At 68.0% G+C, this 20516-nt stretch carries 16 protein-coding genes; 10 read left to right on the top strand and 6 right to left on the bottom strand.

Going from position 1 to position 20516, the window contains the following annotated elements; translation table 11 throughout:
• Positions 1-8: 8 nt before the first annotated feature.
• A complete protein-coding gene (locus tag AB1L88_RS04745; protein WP_367095481.1) occupies positions 9-647 on the bottom strand; it encodes an HAD family phosphatase in 639 nt (212 codons plus the stop codon).
• A gap of 303 nt (positions 648-950) precedes the next feature.
• On the opposite strand from AB1L88_RS04745, the gene rpiA reads away from it, so the two are divergent.
• The 6 genes from rpiA to bioF all read left to right on the top strand — a co-directional run bounded on the left by rpiA (position 951) and on the right by bioF (position 6205).
• Entirely contained in the window at positions 951-1622 is a 672-nt protein-coding gene (gene rpiA, locus AB1L88_RS04740; protein ID WP_367095480.1) for a ribose-5-phosphate isomerase RpiA, read from the top strand.
• A 249-nt stretch (positions 1623-1871) separates the two neighbouring features.
• Entirely contained in the window at positions 1872-2450 is a 579-nt protein-coding gene (locus AB1L88_RS04735; protein WP_367095479.1) for an HYExAFE family protein, read from the top strand.
• Positions 2447-2650: a hypothetical protein gene (locus AB1L88_RS04730; protein WP_367095478.1), complete on the top strand. Its 204-nt coding sequence runs from the start codon at positions 2447-2449 to the stop codon at positions 2648-2650. The genes AB1L88_RS04735 and AB1L88_RS04730 overlap by 4 nt, the downstream gene beginning before the upstream one ends.
• 105 nt (positions 2651-2755) lie before the next feature.
• A complete protein-coding gene (gene bioB / locus AB1L88_RS04725; protein WP_367095477.1) occupies positions 2756-3724 on the top strand; it encodes a biotin synthase BioB in 969 nt (322 codons plus the stop codon).
• 38 nt (positions 3725-3762) lie between these two features.
• Complete coding sequence (locus tag AB1L88_RS04720; protein WP_367095476.1) at positions 3763-5040, top strand: beta-ketoacyl-[acyl-carrier-protein] synthase family protein; 1278 nt, start codon at positions 3763-3765, stop codon at positions 5038-5040.
• Positions 5030-6205 carry an 8-amino-7-oxononanoate synthase gene (bioF, locus tag AB1L88_RS04715; RefSeq protein WP_367095475.1) on the top strand — a complete coding sequence of 392 codons (1176 nt, stop codon included), beginning with the start codon at positions 5030-5032 and terminating at the stop codon, positions 6203-6205. Before AB1L88_RS04720 ends, bioF begins: the two co-directional genes overlap by 11 nt.
• A gap of 109 nt (positions 6206-6314) precedes the next feature.
• On the opposite strand, the gene AB1L88_RS04710 is transcribed toward bioF, so the two are convergent.
• Positions 6315-10886 carry a tetratricopeptide repeat protein gene (locus tag AB1L88_RS04710; protein WP_367095474.1) on the bottom strand — a complete coding sequence of 1524 codons (4572 nt, stop codon included), beginning with the start codon at positions 10884-10886 and terminating at the stop codon, positions 6315-6317.
• Between the two features lie 479 nt (positions 10887-11365).
• Positions 11366-12715, bottom strand: a complete 1350-nt coding sequence (locus tag AB1L88_RS04705; RefSeq protein WP_367095473.1) for a Gfo/Idh/MocA family oxidoreductase — start codon at positions 12713-12715, stop codon at positions 11366-11368.
• A gap of 260 nt (positions 12716-12975) precedes the next feature.
• On the opposite strand from AB1L88_RS04705, the gene AB1L88_RS04700 reads away from it, so the two are divergent.
• The gene (locus AB1L88_RS04700) at positions 12976-14709 is read left to right on the top strand and encodes a DEAD/DEAH box helicase (protein ID WP_367095472.1); all 1734 of its coding nucleotides are present in this window, start codon (positions 12976-12978) and stop codon (positions 14707-14709) included.
• Between the two features lie 429 nt (positions 14710-15138).
• Positions 15139-15957, top strand: coding sequence for a hypothetical protein (locus AB1L88_RS04695; RefSeq protein ID WP_367095471.1), 819 nt, complete (start codon positions 15139-15141; stop codon positions 15955-15957).
• Positions 15958-16051: 94 nt separating this feature from the next.
• Here AB1L88_RS04695 and queC read toward each other — a convergent pair whose 3' ends face one another.
• Entirely contained in the window at positions 16052-16750 is a 699-nt protein-coding gene (gene queC, locus AB1L88_RS04690) for a 7-cyano-7-deazaguanine synthase QueC (protein WP_367095470.1), read from the bottom strand.
• A gap of 354 nt (positions 16751-17104) precedes the next feature.
• On the opposite strand from queC, the gene AB1L88_RS04685 reads away from it, so the two are divergent.
• Positions 17105-18133 carry a DUF1559 domain-containing protein gene (locus tag AB1L88_RS04685; protein WP_367095469.1) on the top strand — a complete coding sequence of 343 codons (1029 nt, stop codon included), beginning with the start codon at positions 17105-17107 and terminating at the stop codon, positions 18131-18133.
• Between the two features lie 94 nt (positions 18134-18227).
• On the opposite strand, the gene AB1L88_RS04680 is transcribed toward AB1L88_RS04685, so the two are convergent.
• Both AB1L88_RS04680 and AB1L88_RS04675 read right to left on the bottom strand, forming a co-directional pair.
• The gene (locus tag AB1L88_RS04680) at positions 18228-19385 is read right to left on the bottom strand and encodes an iron-containing alcohol dehydrogenase (protein WP_367095468.1); all 1158 of its coding nucleotides are present in this window, start codon (positions 19383-19385) and stop codon (positions 18228-18230) included.
• 33 nt (positions 19386-19418) lie between these two features.
• Positions 19419-19748: a tetratricopeptide repeat protein gene (locus AB1L88_RS04675; protein WP_367095467.1), complete on the bottom strand. Its 330-nt coding sequence runs from the start codon at positions 19746-19748 to the stop codon at positions 19419-19421.
• A gap of 233 nt (positions 19749-19981) precedes the next feature.
• Here AB1L88_RS04675 and AB1L88_RS04670 point away from each other — a divergent pair, with 233 nt between their 5' ends.
• Positions 19982-20350: a DUF5658 family protein gene (locus AB1L88_RS04670; protein ID WP_367095466.1), complete on the top strand. Its 369-nt coding sequence runs from the start codon at positions 19982-19984 to the stop codon at positions 20348-20350.
• Positions 20351-20516: the final 166 nt, after the last annotated feature.

Genomic DNA, 20516 nt, shown 5'->3' with positions numbered 1-20516 from the left:
CCGGTGGGTCAGGATTCACGCGCCGCCGCGGCCACGCCGAGCCGCAGCAGGTCGGCCTCGAGGGTCGGGGTGTCGCGGTAGCAGAGGCCGTGCAGCCCGGCCCGGCGTGCCCCCTCGACGTTCTCGGGCAGGTCGTCGATGAAGATGCAGTGCGCCGGGTCGGCGCCGGCGGCCTCGACGCAGGCACGGTAGAAGCCCATCGACGGTTTCAGGTGGCCGATCTCATACGAGAGGATCAGGCGATCGAACGCGGCGAGGGTGTCGGCGAACTGGCCCCGGAACCGCGAGGCGTGCAGGCCGTTGGTATTCGAGCCGAGGATCAGGGGATGCCCGGCGTCGCTGAGCCGCCGGATCAGGGGGACGAGCGACTCGTTCGGCCAGAAGATGTCGGACCAGGCGTCGCGGAATTCGTCGGGGGTCAGCGCGTCGAGTTCGAGCAAGGAACAGCACGAGGAGACGAACGCCTCCGCCGGCAATTGGCCGATTTCGAGCCGGGCGACGAGCTCGTTCAGCCCGCGTTCCCGGGCGTTTCGGAGCAGGGCCGGACCATCGAGACCCCGGGGGAGGGCGATGGCCTCGCAGGCCCGGACATAATCGAAGAAACCGACCACGTTGCCGAAGTCGAAAATGATGGCGGGGAGGTTCATCGCGGGGGTGGATTGCTGCTGAGGGAGGCGGTCGGACGGAGAGGACGACGCTCGCGGACGATCGATTGTAGCAATTCCGGGTCGCGGTCAACCGGTTGTCGGATCGGGATGAAGGGCGCTCGATCGGGAGGGGACGGGGCTGGGGGAAGATCGGATCGGAATGGGATGCGATGGGGCCTCGAAAACGAGTCGGACAGCTTGCCAGGGGGATGAGCGTCTGTCATCGTAGGGGCGGGGTCATCCGGGGGGCGTGCTCCGTCGATTCGAGTCGGGGCGTGCGACGAAAATCGAGGGAACGCAGTCGTGAGCATCGCGGAGAAGGCGCTTGAGCTGGTCGTCGATGGGACGGTCATCGGCCTCGGCACCGGGCAGGCCGCTTCGGAATTCGTGCGACGCCTGGGGCAGCACGTCAGGGAGGGGCTGGACGTGCGGGGGATCGCCACGTCCCGGGCGACCGAGGCCCTGGCCCGAGAGGTGGGGGTCCCGCTGCTCGGCCTCGGCGACGTGGAGGAGATCGACGCGACGTTCGACGGCGCCGACGCGGTCGACCCCCGGCTCGACCTGATCAAGGGGCTGGGCGGTGCCCTGCTCCGGGAGAAGATCGTGGCGGCGTCGTCCCGCACCCTGATCGTCCTGGTCGGCCAGGAGAAGCTGACCGACCGCCTCGGCCGGGGTTATTGCCGGCAACTCCCGGTGGAGGTCGTCCCGTTCGGCCTGCCGCTCGTGCAGCGGAAGCTGGCGCGGCTGGGGCTCCAGGCGGAGCTGCGGGCCCAGGAAGGTCAACCGATCCCGACCGACAACGGCAACTACACGATCGACGTCGACCTCTCGGACCTGGACGAGGACCCGGGCACGCTGAACGGTCGGATCAGAGCCATCCCGGGGGTCGTCGAGACGGGCTTCTTCCTGGGAATGGCCAGCCGGGTGCTGATCGGGAAGGATGACGGTTCCGTCGAGGTTCGGCACCGGCCCTGAGCGGCCGACCGGCGTTCGGAGGCCCGCGGTTCCGGTCGGGCCAAGCGGCAGGCGATCCTCTGCGGGAATCGCGAGGGCAAGAACGTCGCCGGATTGGCGGCGTCGATGGCTCGCGGGATCGGCCGAGGCCGGATAAGATATCCGGCGGCGACTTGCGACCCGATCACCGCCTGCCTTCGATTTCGCCCCGGAAGGCCTGCTCGCGAATCGAACCGGAGGCCAGGCGACTCGACCCGGATTGAGACGGTGATGGCCAATCGCTCCAATCACTATGAAGCGGCCTTCGAGGCGTATATCCGCGCCCGGAAGGTTCCGTGCGTCGCGGTCGACGAGGCGAAGCGGTCGTTGGCGCCGGAAGGTGGTTTGAAATCTCCGGATTTTCTGCTCTATCCCAGGCTCGGCCCGAACCTGGTGGTGGAAGTCAAAGGCAAACGCGGTAAGAATGCTTCGGGCCGACGCCGGTGGGAGAACTGGGTGACGACCGACGACCTGGACGGCCTGGTCCGCTGGCAAGATCTGTTCGGGCCGTCGTTCCAGTCGGTCCTTGCGTTCGTGTATGCCGAGCGTCCGCCGGCGTTCGGGCTCCCCCCGGGAGAGGGGGGATTCTCGTTCCGGGGGCGGATTTATCGGTTCTGGGCGGTCGGCCTCGACGACTACCTGATGCACCTGCGATCGCGAGGCCCGGCGTGGAAGGCGGTGGCCATGGCCCGGCTCGCCTTCCGGAAGCGCGTCCGACCGCTCGACGACTGGTTGCCGATGACCGCCGGGGACGCTCGGCCCGGATCGACCTCGACCTCGTCCCAGACCTCGAAGGAATCTTCTCGATGAGCCTGTTCACCCGAATTGCCCGAGGGCTGGTCCTGGCGATGGTCCTCGGCCTGGCTGCTCCCGCGGCCGCAATCGCGCAAGAGGCCGGTGTCCCCGTGGCCGGCGAGGAGAGCGAAGGCAAGCCGCTGTTCGGGTACCTGGCCGCCGGGGCGGGTTGCCTCGCGATCATGTTCGTCGTCAGCCTGTCGGCACGCCGTTGATCCCGACGGGTCGTCCTCGATTCGTTCGTGTAAGTCCGGGCCGCCGAGGGGAATCCGGCGGCCGACTCGTCTCGCCCTCCGCCTGACCCGCCGAAGAAGCCAATTATGCTCACTGCCTCGACCCCGCGCTACTCGATCGACGAGGTTGCCTCGATTTACCGGACGCCCTTGCTGGAGCTGGTCCTACGCGCCGCGGACGTGCACCGGCGGCACCAGGAGGTCGGGGAGGTCCAGGTCTGCCGCCTGCTCTCGATCAAGACCGGCGGCTGTCCGGAGGATTGCGGCTATTGCCCGCAGTCGGCCCACTACGAGGCGCCGGTGAAGGCGGAGCCGTTGATGGACGTGGACGCGGTGGTCGCCGCCGCCGAAGCGGCCAAGGCGGACGGCTCGACGCGGTTCTGCATGGGGGCCGCCTGGCGAGAGGTGAAGGACGGCCCCCGGTTCGAGCGCGTACTGGAGATGATCCGCCGGATCAAGGGGCTGGGCGGCCTGGAGGTTTGCGTCACCCTCGGGATGCTGAATGCCGACCAGGCGTTGCGACTCAAGGAAGCGGGGCTGGACGCGTATAATCACAATCTCGACACGTCCGAGGAATACTACGACCGGGTCATCACGACGCGGACCTACTCGGACCGGCTCCAGACGCTCCGGCACGTCCGGGAGGCGGGGGTCTCGGTCTGCTGCGGCGGGATCCTGGGCATGGGGGAGTCGGAGGACGATCGGATCAGCCTCCTGCACACCCTGGCGAATCTGCCGGAGCCCCCGGAATCGGTGCCGATCAACGCGTTGGTGCCGGTCGAGGGGACTCCCCTGGCCGGTCAGTCGAAGCTGGACGTGTGGTCGATGGTCCGGGCGATCGCGACGTCCCGGATCCTGATGCCGACGGCGCGGGTCCGGCTCTCGGCCGGTCGGATGTCGATGAGCCAGGCCGAGCAGGCGCTCTGCTTCCTGGCCGGGGCCAACTCGATTTTCGCGGGCGAGAAGCTGCTGACGACGCCGAATCCGGACGTGGATGCCGACCGCCTGATGTTCGATCAGCTCGGCCTGAAGCCGATGGAGGCCGATCCGCGCTGAGCCCCCTCCTCGGGGCCGGCGGGTCCGGTGTCTGAGTCATGGCAGAGTCGTCGAGGATGGGATCGCCCCGGGTCGTCGTCACGGGGATCGGCCTTCGATCGGGGCTCGGTCCCACCACCGAGTCCACCTGGCAGGGGCTCCGGTCGGGGCGGTCGGCCGCGGCGTTCCTGGATCTGGACGCCGGACCTGGGCGCGTCTGGGCCGGGTTCCCGATGCCCGCATCGGAGCGAGACGGCGAGGGGCCGGGGGTCGTCGAGGCCCGCGCCGCCCTGGAGGATGCCGGGCTCCTGGGCTCGGGGGCCTTCCCCTTCGATCGGACCCGGGCCGCGACGGTGGTCGGCCTGAGCAAGGGGGACGTGCCGAGCCTGATCCGCCGGCATCTGTCGGTGCGCCACGGGACGGCCGATTCGCCGGGTGACTGGAGCGAGGCCTGGCCCGACGCGGGGGCCCGGGCGATCGGCCGCGCGTTCGACCTGCAAGGGCCCCGGCTCTCGCCGATCGCCGCGTGTGCCACCGGAGTGGTCGCGGTCCTGCGCGCGGCGGAATTGATCCGGCAAGGGGTCTGCGACCTGGCATTGGCCGGCGCCGTCGATCGATCCCTCGAGCCGCTGGTGCTGGGGGCATTCGACCGGATGGGGGCGATGGCCAGGGTCGAAGGGGAGCCGAGGTTCGCGGTCCGCCCCTGGGATCGGTCGCGGAGCGGATTCCTGGTCGGGGAGGGGGGGGCCGTGCTCGTCCTCGAGCGTGAGGATCTGGCCCGGGATCGCGGGGCCTTGCCGTACGCGGAGATCGCGGGGGGGGCGCTCGGCTCCGACGCGGTCCACCTGACGAGTCTCGACCCAAACCCGGCTCGGCTGGCCAGGCTGATCGAGGAGTCGCTGCGGCGCTCGGCGGTGGAACCCGGGGAGATTGACCTCATCAATGTGCACGGGACGGCGACCCGCGTGAACGATCCGCTCGAATGCCGGGCGATTCGAGACGCCCTCGGGGCCGATGCCGATTCCGTCTCTTGCTCCGCCAACAAGGCGCAGATCGGCCACCTGCTCGGGGGGACAGGGGCCGCCGAACTGGCGATCACCTGCCTCTCGATCCGCGATCAGTTCGTGCCGCCGACGGTGAATCTGACCGATCCCGACCCGGCGTGTGACCTGGACGGGACTCCCGGGGTCGGCCGATCCCGGGAGATCCGGGCCGCCTTGAAGCTGTCTCTCGGCTTCGGTGGGCATCTCGCCGTGCTCGTGGTACGCCGACCGGGGGGGCCGAGGCGAGATCGCCCGGGACGGGTCCCGAGAGGAGGACGATCAGATGACTCTTGACCCGCTGGCCTGGATCGACGAGGTGGCCGAGGCCCGCTCGCGACCGAACCTGCAACGGTCGATCGTGACCCACGGGGCGGCCACTCCGGGATGGATCGAGCGGGACGGCAGGAGGCTGGTCGATTTCTGCTCCAATGATTATCTCGGGCTTGCCGGCGACCCTCGCGTGATCGCCGCGGGAGTGGACGCGGCGCGGCTATACGGCTGGGGCGCGGGGGCCTCTCCGCTGGTGAGCGGATGGAGGGGCGTCCATCAGGCCCTGGCGGAGGAGCTGGCCGCGTTCGAGGGGACCGAGGCGGTCGCCGTGTTCCCGAGCGGCTACGCCGCCAACCTGGGGACGATTGCCTCGCTGGTCGGCTCGGGAGACGCCGTGTATGGAGATCGGCTGAATCATTCCTGCCTGGTCCAGGGGGCCCGCCTTTCGGGGGCGAGCCTGCGGGTCTTCCCGCACCGCGATCACGGGCGGCTGGCAGACCTGCTCGAACGCGATCGAGGGCGATTCCGGAGGACATTGATCGCGACCGACGGCGTGTTCAGCATGGACGGGTACCTGGCGCCGATCCCGGAACTGGTCGCGATCGCCGAGCGATTCGGCGCGATGCTGCTGGTCGATGAGGCGCACGGCACGGGGGTCTTCGGCCCGGAGGGCCGGGGAGCGAGCGAGGCGCTCGGCGTGGCGGGGCGCGTCCCGATCCGGGTCGGGACGCTCTCGAAGGCGATCGGATCGGTCGGGGGGTTCGTGGCGGGGAGCCGGCGGCTGGTCGATCATCTGAACAATCACGCGCCGACGTTGGTGTACTCGACGGCGATGCCGCCCGCGGCGGCCGGGGCCGCTCGCGAGGCGTTGCGGATCATCCGGGAGGAGCCCTGGAGGCGGGAACGGGTCCAGGGCCTCGGTCGGCGATTGAGGGAGGGGTTGAGGGGGATCGGCTTGCCGGTGTTGGAGTCGGAGGGGCCGATCGTGCCGGTGATCCTCGGGGAGGTCGATCGCACGATGGATGCGGCGGCCCGGCTGCTCGCCTCGGGGATGCTGGTCGCCGCGATCCGGCCGCCGACGGTGCCCCGAGGGACGGCCCGGCTGCGCATCAGCCTGGCGGCGAGCCACGATGAGCGGCAAGTGGATCGCCTGATCGAGGCCCTGAAGGCGGAATGCCCCGGGATTTGACTCGCGATCAACGAACACGCCCCCGCGAGTCGCTCGGAGGCGAAGCTCGCGGGGGCGGGGGACCTGTTCGCGATCGAGAGGGGACGGTGGTGACGCCCCGGGAGTTGCGTCAGTGGCCGACGCGATTGATCAGCGATTCGAGCTCGGCGGTATCCTCGCCCGAAAGCTGGGCGCGGGCCTCCCAGGCTCGGGTGAGGTACTGGTTGGCGCGGGCCGATCGCTCGGGATCGGTCGCGATGAGGCGGCCGAGGTGGAAATTGAGGACGGCAAGGTCGGGAGACTTCTTCAGGCCTTCGGTGTAGGACTGCTCGGCGTCCTTGTTGCGCCCGACGGCTTGCTGAATGGCGCCGAGGGTGTCGAAGAATTCGCCCGGCAGGGTGCGTTGCTCGACCCGGTTGAGGAGCCCTTCGATCAGGTCGAGGGCTTCCTGGTCCTTGCCCAGGTGGCGATGGAGGATCCAGGCCTTATTGTTGACCGCCTCGATCGATTTCGAGTCTCGGGAGAGGACCTTGTCGTACATCCCGACCGCCTCCTCGAACAGGCCGCGTGCCGAGCCGGCGTCTCGCTGCGACTCGGCGAACGAGAGGAGGATGTCGCCGTAGGTCAGGTGGACCAGCGGTTCGTCGATGAGCGAGACGGCCCGTTCCGCCCAGGGCTTGGCCAGGTCCGACCGGCCGCCGCGGTGGAAGCCGAGCGCCAGGGCGAGCGCCAGCGTCCCCGGTGCGTTATCCAGGCCGATCTCGTCGGCGATCCGGAGCGCCTCGGCGAGGTGGGCCTCGCCCGAGGCGGAACCATCGGCCGGGGGTTCGACCAGGTACCGGATCAGCCCCGAGAGGAGCTGCTCGTCGTTCGGGAACGATTCCCGGGCGGCGGTCAGGGTCGCGATCGAGTCCTCGACCCGGCCGCGGAGGTGGCTGATCCGGGCGACCTCGAGATACGCCTTGGTGAAGTTCGGATCCTTGGCGATGGCGTCTTCGAGGAGCGTGACCGCCTGGTCTCGCCAGCGATCGATCTGCTCGGCCGTGCCGGTCTGCGAGGCGAGGGCGGACGCCTTCAGGAGGACGGCATCGGGTCGCCCCGGGGCGCGGTCGAGGATCCGGGCGGCCTCGGTCAGCGTCTCATCGGCCCGACCGAGGTCGAGCAGGAGTTGCGCGAGGACCATGCGGATGTCGTCGCGGAGGGGGTTCTGCTCCAGTGCATCCCGATAGGCTTGGATCGCCCGCTCGTCGAACCCCTGATCGCGGTAGACCTGGGCCCGGAGCAGGGGGCCGATGGGAGACTCGGGGTTCAGCGCTTCGATCTCCCGGGCGACGGCCTCGGCCTTGGTGTAATCGGCCTGACGGATGGCCAGCTCGCACTCGGCCTGCGGGAAGCGGAGGTCGTCGGGGAACTGGGCCCGGAAGGTTTCCAGGAGCTTCAAGACCCGGGCGTTGAGTTCCTGCTCTTCCTGGCGTTGGTTCTGTCGGGCGGCCTGGCTCGCCTTGGTGCTGACGATCGTGATCATCCCGGCGGCCAGGCGGGCGTTCTTCGGTTGCCGCTCGATGAGCGTCCCGAGGAGCGACTCGGCCTCGTCGAGCCGACCCTCGTGGGTATAGAGGTCGACCAGGAGGCGCTGGATGCGGTCGTCGTCGGCGTCGTCGGCGGTGCGCGCCTCGACGAATTGGAGGGCGGCGTCGGTGCCGTCGGCGCGTCGGATGACCTCGTAGACCGATCGGAGCAGTTCGATCGACCGGGGATGGGCCTCGAGGCCCTGTTCGAGCGCCTTGCGGATGGTGGCGATGGCGTCGCCGGACGTCTCGGCCTCGCCGGCGAAGGCGGCGAGCATGAGGTAGACGGCCGGGGGCTGTTCCTCGTGCTCGATGGCGGCGTGGAGGAGATCGAGGGCCTCGGCGGTCTTGCCCTGCTCGCTGAGCAGGTAGGACTTGATGATCACGGCCCCGGCGTGGCCCGGCTTGTGGTCGAGGACCTGATCGACGAGCTGCTCGGCGTTCTTCGTCTCGCCGTTGCGGCGGAAGAAGTCGGCGGCCTGGACTCGCTCGTCGATGGTCGATTGCGGCTCCTTGAGCAGGGCGACCAGGTCGTTGCGGGCCTCCGGCCACTGCCCTTTCTCGGACCGGGCGGCGATGAGTTGCCAGCGGGCGGCCCGCTCCATCGACCCGGCGTTCTCGCCCTGGACGATGGATTCGAGGCGGGCGATCGCCTTGTCGAAGTCCTTGTTCTCCATCGCCATGGCGGCGAGTGACCATTCGGCCGCGGTGGCGAGCGAGAGCCCGTTGCCGAGCTCCTTCATGGTGCCGTCTCGGACGAGCTTCTCGAAGTCCTCGGCGGCTCGGGACGGGGCGGCGCCTCGGCTGTCGAGCTGGGCTTTCCAGAACAGCGCGACCTTGTTGCTCGGGTCCTTCTCGATGGCGGCCTGGAGGTGCTTGGAGGCGGCGCTGAAGTCGCGTTCGGCCAGGGCGATCTGCGCATCGAGCAGGTCGCCGGCCGAGGCTTCGGGCCAGCGATTGCGGATGAGCTCGACGGTCTTCGAGGCGGCGGCCAGGTCGTTCCTGGCCAGGTCGACCATGGCGAGCTGGACGAAGGGTGCGGTGACCCCGGTCCGCTCGCCGATCTCGGTCAGGACGGTCCGGGCCTCATCCGGGCGATCGAGGACCCCGGAGAGGATCCGGGCCCGTGTCTGGGCGACGGTCAGGTCGTCGGGGTGGTCGGCGAGGAAGGCGGCGAGGAGGGCGTCGGCCTCTTCGGCCTTGTCCTGCTTCAGGGCGATGGCGGCGTGGAGGACGGCAAGCTGGGAGTCGTCCGGGGAGACTTCTCGGGCGGCGTCGAGGGTCGCGAGGGCGTCGTCGATCCGATCCAATTCGACCAGGGTGGAGACGGCCAGGGCTTCGAGGGCAGGGGTGCTGCCGCCGTGCCGTCGGATGTCGTCGAGCTGGGCCAGGCCGGCCTCGGGACCGTCGAGGGCGATGGTCAGCTCGGCCAGACGGAGCGAGACGGCGGGGGGGACCTCGTCTCCGTCGACGATCGACCCGGCGTAGGCGGCCCGGGCGACTTCGAGATCCTTCGGGGACTTCCGGCTGCGGGCGATCTCCCCTTGGAGCAGCTGAAGCGTGCCGGCAAGCGCGGCCAGGCCCGGATCTCGGTTGCCGAGCTCGATGACGCGGTTGACGATCCGCTCGGACTCTTCGGGGTAGCCGGCTTCGAGCAGGCTCCAGGCGGCCCAGATCTGATACCGCGCTTCGAGCGGCCCCATACGCTGGGCTTCGAGCAGGTGCTGACGGCCGAGCGAGGTCTCGCCGGACATCAGCAGGGAGACGCCATAAAGCGCCTTGGCCAGTGCGACGTCGGGCAGCTTGAGCGTCGCCTCGCGAAGATGGTCACGAGCCTCGGTGAGCGGCCGGGAAGCCTCGGTCGCGCCCGACCCCGAGCGGGGGCCGGTCAGCCCGGAGCGTTCGAGGTCGATGACCCCCTGGAAGAGGTGCCCGAGTCCCTGGTATTCGGGACGGGTGCCGGCGATCAGGGCCTCGATGTGGGGCTGAGCCTTGTCGAAGCGGCCGGCGTCGCCGGAGTCGGAGAGGGCGGCCTTGATCGCCGTCTCTCGGAGACGCATGACCTCGTCCTGAAGCGAGGCGTCCTTGATCACTTCGGGGGTCAGGGCGTTCTGAATCACGTCGAGGCAGGCGACCCGGTGCCCCCGGAGGTTCAGGTGCTCCGCATAGGCCTGGTGGATCCAGACGCCGACGAATTCGTCCGACGTGAGCGCCGCCTGGAACCCGCGGTCGATGACCTCGGCCAGCGGCTCCCAGCGTGCCTCGGCGGTGCTGTTCTCGACGTTCAGGAGTTGTTCGCGGACCCGGCGGGCGAGGCGTTGCAGCTCGACGATCCGGGTCCCCTGGATGCCTTCCTGGGCCAGGATGCGCTCGTTCTGCGAGAGGATGCGCTCGAGGACGGCGTCCTGCCCCTCGACTCCGCTCGCGGATTCGAGTTGCAGGACGAGGAGGCGGAGGCGGCTGAGCTGGTCGATCTCGTCGGCCGAGGCGACCGGCTCCCGATCGAGGGCCGTGCCCAGGATGCGCTGGAGCTCGGCGGAATTCTTGGAATACTGGGCGATGCGGGCCTCGACCCAGGAGGTGCGATCGCGGTCGGCGGCGACTTCCTGCAGGGCTTTGACCAGGCGATCGGCTTCCTTGATATTGGTGGGGGATTCGTCGAGGGCTTCGATGGCCAGGACGTACAGGGCGTCGAGATCGTTGGGCGCCAGCGCGATGACCTGGCGAGCCCAGTGGATCTGCTCGGGGGTGTTGTCACCCTTGAGGCTCTCGGAGAGGAGGGCCAGGCGGGGCTGCAGGGCGGCCTTGTCGAACTTGGTGGCTTCGAGGAGATGCCGGAGCCGCAATCCCTGGTAGTGCGACCGCTTCGAGGCGTCGGCCTGGGCGATCCAGTCGCCGTAGAAGTCGGCGATCTCGGCATGGACCTCGGCGTTGCGGGATTCGATCTGATTCGCCTGGAGGTAGTAGATCTCCGCCTCTTCGAACTTGCCGGCCTCACGAGCCGAGCGGGCCTGGGTGAGGACATCCTCGACATTCGACTGGCCGGAGACGAGGACGAAGGCCGCGAGCCCTCCGAGGGCCACGGTCACAAAGAGCCCTGAGAGAACGATCAGGGGTTTCCAGCGGACGGACATCGGTTTCTCCTCCGTGCAAGATGCAGCGTCGCGAGGGATCGCGCGCTCGAATCCATTCACAACCCTTCCGCTCGGCAGAAGATCGGTTGGCAAAGGTGAATTGCGGTCGGGCTCGCGAATGCGGCGAGCACGCGGGGTTCCATCCTCAAGGGGTGACGTATCACTCTGTCACAAGGTGCCGTCCATGGCGCGGTTCGCTCGGAGGTGAGTGCCCTGGTGGGGAGCGGAAATTTGCCTCGTCGTGACGCTCATCCTGAAGGTCCGGCAAAGGCCATGGCACGGCAACTCTATAACAGATCGGCCGCAGGTCGTACCAGTGCGATCCCGAAATTTTTCCCGAAGTGACCGGGCGGCGTAGCCCGATCCGTACGATCATTCGGAAACCCCGGCCCGATGCCGACAGCCGCGCGTGAAAATCCCCGACGCTCTGGGATGAACGCCGGGGGCGGGGGCAATCGGCCGCGGTCCGGTCGGAGGCCTCAGGCGGGGGATGAACCGGGGTGGGTCCAGGGCTGGCGGTAGGGGCGCGCGAGCCGCTCGTTCGCCTCGTCGTCGCCGACGACCTGGCCGCGGTCGGCATCCCAGGTCAGTGTCCGGCCCAGATCCATCGCCAGGTTCGCGAGGATGCAGGAGGCCGAGGAGATGTGCCCTTGCTCGATGTCGGCCACGGGCTTGCCCCTCGACTCGATGGCCGCGAGGAAGTCGAGCATGTGGCGACGGACGGCCGGGGCGACGTGCTGCTCCAGGTCCTTCTCGGTCCGGTCTTCGGGGTACTCGTCCAGCTCGTAGAGGACGTCGCCGTGGATCGGCTGGCCGTCGCCGAGGGGGATGAAGTCGTAGCGGTGGACGCTGAGCTTGAGCGTCCCCTTGTCGCCGTAGATGGTGGCACCCCAGGGATAGTCGGGGTCGACCGGGTGGCCCCAGGAGCGGTGCTGCCAGACGACCGGGAACTGGTCGAAGTCGAAGGTCGCGGTCTGGGTGTCGGGGATGTTGGCCCGGCTGCCGGGGTCGATGTAGATGCCGCCGGTCGAGGCGATCCGCCTCGGCCAACCGAGGTCGAGCATCCATCGGACGGCGTCGAGCATGTGGATGCACATGTCGCCCATGATGCCGTTGCCGTACTCGGTGAAGGCTCGCCAGCCGCGGGGGTGGACGATCGGGTTGAACGGTCGCATGGGGGCGGGGCCGGTCCACATGTCCCAATCGAGGTGGTCGGGGGGGGCGGTGTCGGCGGCCCGGCTCCGATTGCGCATGTGATAATAGCAGTAGACCTCGGCATGACCGATGGTTCCGAGTAAACCCTCTCGAACAATGCGATCGCGGGCCTCGATCAGGTGGGGGGTGCTCCGGCGCTGGGTGCCGACCTGGACGACCCGGCCGTGTTTCCGGGCGGCGTCGAGCATGGCCTTGCCCTCCGCCACGTCGACGCTGATCGGCTTCTGGACGTAGACGTCGGCCCCGCGCTCGACGGCGGCGATCATGGGCAGGGCGTGCCAGTGGTCGGGGGTGGCGATCAGGACGATGTCGAGTTCGTTCTCGTCGAGCATCGTGCGGTAATCGCCGTAGGTGCGGGGGCGCCTGCCGGATTGCTGGCGATCGGCCGTCATCTCGGCGGCCTCGGCGAGCATCTTCGCGTCGACGTCGCAGAGGGCGACGACCTCGACCGGGGCCACCTGGAGCAGCCGAAAGAGGTCGACCTTGCCGTACCAGCCGGTGCCGATGAGGCCGACTCGCTTGCCTTGCATGGCGGCGGCGGCGTTCGCCGACCCAGCCCCGGCCGAGAGGGCGAGCCCGGCCGCTGTTGCCTGGAAGAACCGTCGACGTTTCATGACCTGCCTCGGGCGTTCTTGCGTTACGCTGGGATCGGGGTCGGGGAAGGTGTCCCTGACTCTAGCGGCCCTTCGGGGCGATTGCGACAGGGTGCCTGACGGCCGGGGCTGGCCCGCGGGGCGGCTGCCGGGCCGAGAACCCGAATTCTCCCATTCGGACCCCTCACGGATTGCGGGACTTTGTTACACTGGTCCGTTTTGATGGTCGAACTGCCTTCAGACGAGTGAGTCGGGTTCGACCCCTGCAACTTCAAGAGGAAATGTCTGGGATGTCCACTCCGATCTCCAACGACGCGGGCCCTGGGTTCGACGCGCTTGGCCTCGACGCCCGCCTCGCGGAGACGCTCGCCGAACTTGGCTATGAGGAACCTACGCCGATCCAGCGGGAGACGATCCCGCCGCTGATCGAAGGGCGGAACCTGGTCGGCCAGGCCGCGACCGGGACCGGGAAGACGGCGGCCTTCGCGTTGCCCTTGCTGCAACGCTTGAGCGTGGCGGGCCCCGATCGGGGGAAGCCGTCGTGCCTGATCCTCGTCCCGACCCGAGAGCTGGCGATGCAGGTGGCGCAGGCCGTGCATCGCTACGGGAAGAAGCTCGGGATCGAGGTGCTGCCGATCTACGGGGGCCAGGCGTACGGGCCCCAGCTCCGGGCCCTGCAGCGCGGGGTCGATGTGGTCGTCGCGACCCCCGGCCGGGCCCTCGACCATATCAAGCGGGGGACGATGCCCCTGCAAGGGGTGGTGACCGTCGTCCTCGACGAGGCCGACGAGATGCTCGACATGGGCTTCGCCGATGACATCGAGGCCATCCTGGGGGCGACCCCGGAGGCTCGGCAGACGGTCCTCTTCTCGGCGACCATGCCCCCTCGGATCGCCGCGATCGCGCGGAGGCACCTCAAGGACCCGGTCCAGATCACCATCGCCAAGGAGAAGCTCCCGGCCGGGGCGATCCCGAAGGTCAGGCAGCTGGCGTACCTCGTGCCCAGGGCGTACAAGATCGCGGCGCTGGGGCGGGTGCTCGACCTCGAGAATCCGACCTCGGCGATCGTGTTCTGCCGGAGGCGCGACGAGGTGGATCAGCTCGCGGAGATGCTCAACGCCCGGGGCTATCGGGCCGAGCCGCTGCACGGGGGGATGTCGCAGGAGCAGCGTGATCGGGTGATGAAGAAGTTCCGGTCGGGGAACGCGGATCTGCTCATCGCCACGGATGTGGCGGCCCGGGGGCTCGATATCGAGCAGCTCTCTCACGTGGTGAACTACGACCCCCCGACCGAGGCGGAATCGTACGTCCATCGGATCGGCCGGGTGGGCCGAGCCGGTCGAGAGGGGGTGGCCATCACGCTGGCCGAGCCGAGGGAGCACCGGCTGCTCCAGAATTTCGAGCGGGCCACGAAGCGGAAGATCGAGCTGGCCCAGGTGCCGACCGTCGCGGACGTTCGCTCGAAGCGGCTCGACCTGACCGTGGCCGCCGTCCGAGAGACGTTGATCGAGGGAGAGCTGGACCGCTTCCGCGTGGTCCTGGAATCGTTGACCGGCGAGTTCGACGTGCTGACCGTGACCCTTGCCGCGTTGAAGCTCGCGCACAATGCGCTCGGGAACGACGAGGAGGACGACCAGGAAATCCCGGTGGTCGCCCCGCGATCGGAGCGATCGAGCCGGGATCGTCGCCCCCCCCGGGAGCCGAGGAGGCCCGCCAGGGAGGGGCAGCAAGGCCCCCGGAAGTCTCGCCGGTCGGAGTCCTCGAACGCGGGCTTCGGCTCGGGGGTGGCCCGGCTCTACATCGGGGCGGGTCGGGAGTCGGGCGTTCGGCCCGGGGACCTGGTCGGGGCGATTGCCAACGAGGCCGGGATCAGCGGCCGGATGATCGGCGCGATCGAGATCGCCGACCGCTTCTCGTTCGTCGAGGTCCCTGAAGACGTCGCCGGCGAGGTGGTCGCGGCGCTCCGCACCAGCACGATCAAGGGCAGGCGGGTCACGGTCCGCCGGGCCGATTGATCGGAGCCCCCTCGCGACCGGTCGCCGGCGGCTCCTCAGGGTCGTGAGCACCCGGCGAATTCCGGGCTCCGCGACCGTCCGGGGCCGTCCTTGATGGTGCAGATGGTCGAACCGGAAGGGGGAGCGGGGCGAGGTGCTCGCGGTCGGCTTGACGTAAGTGTAATTCTGTTGTTAGAATGAGGAGACTCACGTCGATTGGCCTGCCTTCGGACTGCATTCCTCGCTTCCGATTCCTTTCCACCCGATCCCTCGATGCGGGAGGTCCCTTCTGTGCGAAGTCACGTTCCCTGGTTGTTTGCGTGCGGACTCGCCCTTGGGTACCCGTTTGGAAGTGCTGGGGCAGCAGTTCAGGACGATGGGTTACCGACGATCCCCGAATTTTCGCTCTCGCAGACCTTGCCCACGGTCGAGGTCCCGCGAGCGGCCCGGGTGAATGAGACGATCATCGATGCCACGCCCTTGCCCCGGGACAAGGCCCCTCAGGTCGACTATCGGGACCAGGTCGCCAATTTCTCGATCGGCGAACAGGTCACGGGCCAGGAGAGCGGGGCAAGCGGGACGATTCTGGCCGACGACGACCAGGGGCTGCGAGGGACGCTGACCCTCGGCGAGGTGACGGGGGAATTCCAGGCGGGGGAAGCTCTGTCTGGATCGAACACCGGCTCGGCCACCGCCGACACGGGGCTGCGCGAGGGGATCTGGGTCCTCGACTTCAGCTTCAAGCCGCTCCGGACGCGGACGATCGACGTTCCCGGGATGGGGCGTCGGACGGTCCTCTACCTCTACTACCGCGTGATCAACCAGAGCGGGAAGCCTCGGATGTTCGTCCCCCAGTTCTTCCTGGAGACGGACGAAGGGAAGCGATTCCCGGATGTGGTGCTCCCGCAGGCGGTCGAGGTGGTCAAGGCCCGCGAGCACACGCGTCCGCCGATCGTGGGCGCCCCGCTGCTGGGGGCGGTTTCGGTCACCGGAATGATTCCCCCGAGCACGAAGGAAGAAGTGGATGACGCGGTCCACGGGGTGGCCTTCTGGATCCTGAACGACGAGATCGCCCGATCCGATGCGCTTTCCGTCTTCATCCGAGGGCTCTCGGACGGCCTCCAGTACGGCGACGATTCGGATGGGGAGGACTCGGGCGTGCGGTACAAGACGCTCCGCCTCGACTTCTCGACCCCCGGGGATGAGTTCGACGTCCGCGAACGCGAGTTCCGGCTGATCGCCCCCGGGTTTACCTGGATCTACGACTGATCGTTGTCCGGACCCGAACACGACGCGTCGAGTTTGTGAAGGCCCGACTTCCGCGATCGAGCGGAGGCGGGCCTTCGGGCATTTGCAAGATCGTTCAGGACTGGTAGGGGGCGGGGTCGCTCAGGCCGAGTCGGGCGAAGGCGTCGCGCCGGAGGCGGCAGGAGTCGCATCGGCCGCAGGCGACCCCGCGCTCGTCCGGATCGTAGCAACTGTGAGTCAGGCCGTAATCGACGCCGAGATCGAGCCCCCGCCGGATGATCTGCTCCTTGGTCATGGTGATCAGCGGGGCGTGGATGCGGAAGCGTCCCTCGTGCTCGACTCCCGCCCTGGTCGCGACTCGAGCGAGCGATTCGAAGGCGGTCAGGAATTCCGGGCGGCAGTCGGGGTACCCGGAATAGTCGACACAATTGACGCCGATGAAGATGTCGAAGGCCGCGATCGCCTCGGCCCAGGCGAGTGCGAGCGACAGGAAGACGGTGTTCCTGGCCGGGACGTAGGTGATGGGGATCCCTTCGGCGATCTCGGCCTCGTTCCGGTCTTTCGGGACCTCGATCCGGTCGGTCAGCGCGCTGCCGCCGAAGGGGCGGAGGTCGAGGGGGAGTTCGATGTGATTGGCGACCCGGAAGGCGCGGGCGACACGCCTCGCCGCCTCGATCTCGACGTGATGACGCTGCCCGTAGTGCACCGTGAGGGCATAGGGCGTGAATCCCCGATCGAGGCATTCCGCCAGCACGGTCGAGGAGTCGAGACCGCCGCTGAGGAGGACGATCGCACGGGATGGGTCATGACTCATGGACGGGGCCTCCGGCTCCGGTGGGGTGGTTCGATCGGGGAGGGGAATTCGGTACGGATCGCTGGATTGAGGAGGTTTGATGATTCTTGACCTCATCATGCCAGGAGTGCTTGACTCGGGACTCCGGGAGTGGTCTGTTTCTGTACCGGGTGGATGAACTCATCGGGTCAAGGGATTCCATGCGGTCTTTGGAGAATTCATGGGATCGTGCTCGCTTTCGGCTGCCTGCTCGACTAGGATGAGGTTGGGAGCCATCGGTCTGTTCTTGACACGATGGACCCGCCTGTCTCTTCGGGGTTCCCCATTCATTCGTTCGGTTGTTCGCTCACCGTTCTCGATGAGGAGGTCGCGTCCATGCGACGATCTCGCGGCGGCTTTACGCTGATTGAGTTGCTTGTTGTGATTGCCATCATCGGCGTGCTCATCGCACTGTTGTTGCCCGCCGTGCAGAGTGCCCGAGAGGCGGCCCGGCGCGCGCAGTGCACGAATCATCTGAAGCAGCTCGGCCTGGCGCTGCACAATTATCACGATATCCATAATACGCTGGCACCCGGTCGCATCTGGCGGGCCGGCCCGCCGGGGCCAGCGTTCCCCACGATTTTCTCCGGGACGCCGAATACGACGTGGTTCATCCTGATGTTGCCCCAGTTCGAGCAGCAGGCGCTCTATAACGCCTTCAACTTCGAGCTGGGCGCCGAGGGGGTGCCGACGGACTGGGGCATCGGCGGGCCGCTGGCTCCCGCCCTGGGCCTCTTCGCGAACAGCACCGTGACGGGGACGAAGATCTCGATCTTCCAGTGCCCGAGCGACGAGGAGCGCCAGTTCCAGATCACGCCCCAATATCAGGGCGGCCTGCTCAGCGGCCCCGTGTTCACGAAGGGCAACTATGCGGTGAGCTGGGGGAACACCAACTGGCGGCAGGAGGCGATCGGGGCACAGCAGTATCTCCAGTCGGCCTTCGGCCACCGCACGGTCAAGCTGGCCGACGTGCGAGACGGGACGAGCAACACGGTGTTCATCGCGGAAGTGCTCCAGGGCGACCGCTATGATGTCCGGGGCGTCATGTGGTCGAGTGTTCCTGGTGGCGGCTCGTTCATGACGCGCTTCGCCCCGAACCAGTTCCGGGATTACCTGGATCTCGTTCAAGGGGGCGATTTCCTGAACCGGCCGATCTTCTGCGTCCCCGAAGATCGCTTGCCCTGCACCGGAGATGCCGGGGACAGTCAGGCGTTCGCCGCTGCTCGGAGTCGGCACGCCGGGGGGATCAACGTGGTCCTCGGTGACGGCTCGGTCCGCTTCCTCAAGGACACGATCAACCCCCTGATCTGGGTCGGCCTGAACACGGTCCGGGGTGGCGAGGTCATCAGCGCGGATCAGTTCTGATCGGGGCCTGACCGACCGTCTCTGACCGATGGGCGGCCCGTTGTCCTCCTTGATAAGGGTTCAACGGGCCATCGTCGTCGAAGATCGGACACCGTCACCAGGCGGCTTCGAGCAGTCCGATCAACGACGATTCGTCGCAGGGACGGGGATTGGTCCGGTGGCAGTGATCGAGCATCGCGAGCCGGGCGTACTCGGGGATCCGGCGGCGATCGAGCCCGTCGATCTCGCCGAGCCGTCGAGGCAAGGGCAGGCGAGCGAGCAGAATCTCGGCCAGGGTGATGAGATGCCCGGGGCCGTCTCCGCTTCGGCCCAGGCCGAGCTGCGCGGCCAGGTCGGCCAGTCGCGTTTGAGCCGCCTCGAAGTTGAACCGCAAGGCGTGCGGTAGGAGCACTGCGTTCAATGTGCCGTGGTGCGCGCGACCGTCCGAGCCGAGGGCATGGGAGAGGGAATGAATCACCCCGAGGCCCTTGTGGAAGCTGACCCCGCCGAGCAGGGCTCCCATCATGAGGCTCCGCCTCGCGTCGCGTTGTGACCCGTCCTGGACGCTCGGCTCCAGCCCCCTCGCGACCTGCCGGAGGCCCTCCAGCGCGATCCCGTCGCAGATGGGGTGATACGTCGTCGAGAGGAAGCTCTCGATGCAATGCGTCAGGGCGTCCATGCCGGTCCCGGCGGTGAGGACCGGCGGCAGTTCGCGAGTCAGTTCGGGGTCGCAGAGCGCGACGCTCGGTAACAGGTGGGGGCTGAGGATCGCGGTCTTCCGGCCCGTCTGGGGAAGCTGGATGAGCGCCCCTCGGCCGGCCTCCGAGCCGGTCCCGGCCGTCGTGGGCACGGCGATCATGGGGGGGAGGTCGGCCCGGATGCGAGCGGTGCCACCGGTCGAGACGTCGTAATCCGCCAGCCGGCCGGCGTGAGTCACGAGCAGCCGAGTGGCCTTGGCGGCATCGATCGGGCTGCCGCCACCCAGGCCGATCAGGCCATCGCACCGGTTTTCGCGATAGAGATTCAGCGCATTCAGCACGTCGCGTTCGTGGGGATTGGCCTGGACCTCCGCGAAGACGAAAACGGCCGAGCGATGGCCGCTGCCCCGAGCCATCTCGTGCAAGGCCCGATCGAGGAGGCCGGCGGCGACGATCCCCGGGTCGGTCACGATGAGGGGACGGCGCACGTCGAGCGAGGCCAGCTCGGCGGGGAGTTCCGAGATCGCGCCGTCACCGAAGAGGATGCGGAGGGGAAACGAGAAGGTGGACACCATGACGGCGACGCTCGGCACGTTGGGGGAGAACGCTCAGCCGAGCAGTTCGAGGAATCCTTGCATCTCTCCCGCGGCTTTCAGGTCTCCGGCGACCTGGGCCCTGGCGATTCCCCGAGTGAAGTAGTCGCGGGCGCGTTCCGAATCCCCCTCGTCCATGTAAGATTGGCCGAGTTGCTGATAGGCGGCGACTTGGTCGTCGGGATGATCGGCGATCAGGGCTTCGAGTCGTTCCCGGCCCTCATCGAGGTCTCCTTCTCGGAGACACTGCAGGGCGAGTCCGTAGCGAAGGAAGGTGTCGGAGGGATCGGCCGCGAGACTTTCTTCGAGCGCCTGGCGACGAGCGGATTTTCGGGGGGCGGTCATGAGTGCTCACCAAGCAGGACATCGGAACCAATCGCAAGGATGATGAGGGCAAGGCCGTTCCACGCTACGAGCCGGTTGGGTCTCCTGTCAATCGTGGCGAACTTCGGGAGACGCTTGCAAGTCGAGGGTTGAGGCGTCATCCTCGGGCACGAGATCGATGGGGCAGATTCATCCAGGACGGCGCCGAGTGGCCACGCTGACCGATCGACGTCATCTCGTTTCCGGATTCTGCGATGAGTGAGCACGATCGTCGCCAGGACTCAGGGCAGTCTGCGTGGCATACCCGGCACCTTCTCCTGGAGTCGGAGATCGCCTGGCTGATCTTGCTCAGCGTGCTCGACGTGTTCCTGACCTGGGCGTTGCTGGCCCGCGGCCCCCAATTCATCGAGTCGAACCCGGTGGCGGCCTGGGTGTTCCACCGGTACAACATCAAGGGGCTGGTCGCGTACAAGTTCCTCCTGATCGCCGGGGTGGTCGTGATCGCGGAGGGGGTCGAGTATGCCAGGGCAGGGCGGGGGAAGCTGGTGCTCCGGATCGGGATCATCGCCGCCGCGGCCGTGGTGATTTACAGTGGGATGCTCAATCTTCGGCACCCATTCTGAGCCCCGGATGATCCCGCTCCTCGCCGGGTGGACGTGACGCTGATTGAGGGTTGTTCGGGATTGCGGCCTCGATCACTCGTGGTTTATCGTTTTGAATCGACGTGATCATGTCTCGACTCTCTGACACATGAGCGGTTGCCGGGTTGCGAAATCCCCCATGTTGCCG

This window comes from Tautonia sp. JC769 (assembly GCF_040717455.1).
GTDB lineage: Bacteria > Planctomycetota > Planctomycetia > Isosphaerales > Isosphaeraceae > Tautonia.
This window is presented reverse-complemented; position numbering and strand designations above follow the sequence as displayed.

What these genes read in the sequence shown, in the direction of transcription:
- AB1L88_RS04745 (WP_367095481.1), bottom strand. Translation starts at nt 647, where the DNA reads ATGAACCTCCCCGCCATCATTTTCGACTTCGGCAACGTGGTCGGTTTC.
- AB1L88_RS04685 (WP_367095469.1), top strand. Translation starts at nt 17,105, where the DNA reads ATGCGACGATCTCGCGGCGGCTTTACGCTGATTGAGTTGCTTGTTGTG.
- AB1L88_RS04735 (WP_367095479.1), top strand. Translation starts at nt 1,872, where the DNA reads ATGGCCAATCGCTCCAATCACTATGAAGCGGCCTTCGAGGCGTATATC.
- AB1L88_RS04705 (WP_367095473.1), bottom strand. Translation starts at nt 12,715, where the DNA reads ATGAAACGTCGACGGTTCTTCCAGGCAACAGCGGCCGGGCTCGCCCTC.
- AB1L88_RS04680 (WP_367095468.1), bottom strand. Translation starts at nt 19,385, where the DNA reads ATGGTGTCCACCTTCTCGTTTCCCCTCCGCATCCTCTTCGGTGACGGC.
- AB1L88_RS04670 (WP_367095466.1), top strand. Translation starts at nt 19,982, where the DNA reads ATGAGTGAGCACGATCGTCGCCAGGACTCAGGGCAGTCTGCGTGGCAT.
- AB1L88_RS04730 (WP_367095478.1), top strand. Translation starts at nt 2,447, where the DNA reads ATGAGCCTGTTCACCCGAATTGCCCGAGGGCTGGTCCTGGCGATGGTC.
- bioF (WP_367095475.1), top strand. Translation starts at nt 5,030, where the DNA reads ATGACTCTTGACCCGCTGGCCTGGATCGACGAGGTGGCCGAGGCCCGC.
- queC (WP_367095470.1), bottom strand. Translation starts at nt 16,750, where the DNA reads ATGAGTCATGACCCATCCCGTGCGATCGTCCTCCTCAGCGGCGGTCTC.
- bioB (WP_367095477.1), top strand. Translation starts at nt 2,756, where the DNA reads ATGCTCACTGCCTCGACCCCGCGCTACTCGATCGACGAGGTTGCCTCG.
- AB1L88_RS04700 (WP_367095472.1), top strand. Translation starts at nt 12,976, where the DNA reads ATGTCTGGGATGTCCACTCCGATCTCCAACGACGCGGGCCCTGGGTTC.
- AB1L88_RS04675 (WP_367095467.1), bottom strand. Translation starts at nt 19,748, where the DNA reads ATGACCGCCCCCCGAAAATCCGCTCGTCGCCAGGCGCTCGAAGAAAGT.
- AB1L88_RS04720 (WP_367095476.1), top strand. Translation starts at nt 3,763, where the DNA reads ATGGCAGAGTCGTCGAGGATGGGATCGCCCCGGGTCGTCGTCACGGGG.
- AB1L88_RS04710 (WP_367095474.1), bottom strand. Translation starts at nt 10,886, where the DNA reads ATGTCCGTCCGCTGGAAACCCCTGATCGTTCTCTCAGGGCTCTTTGTG.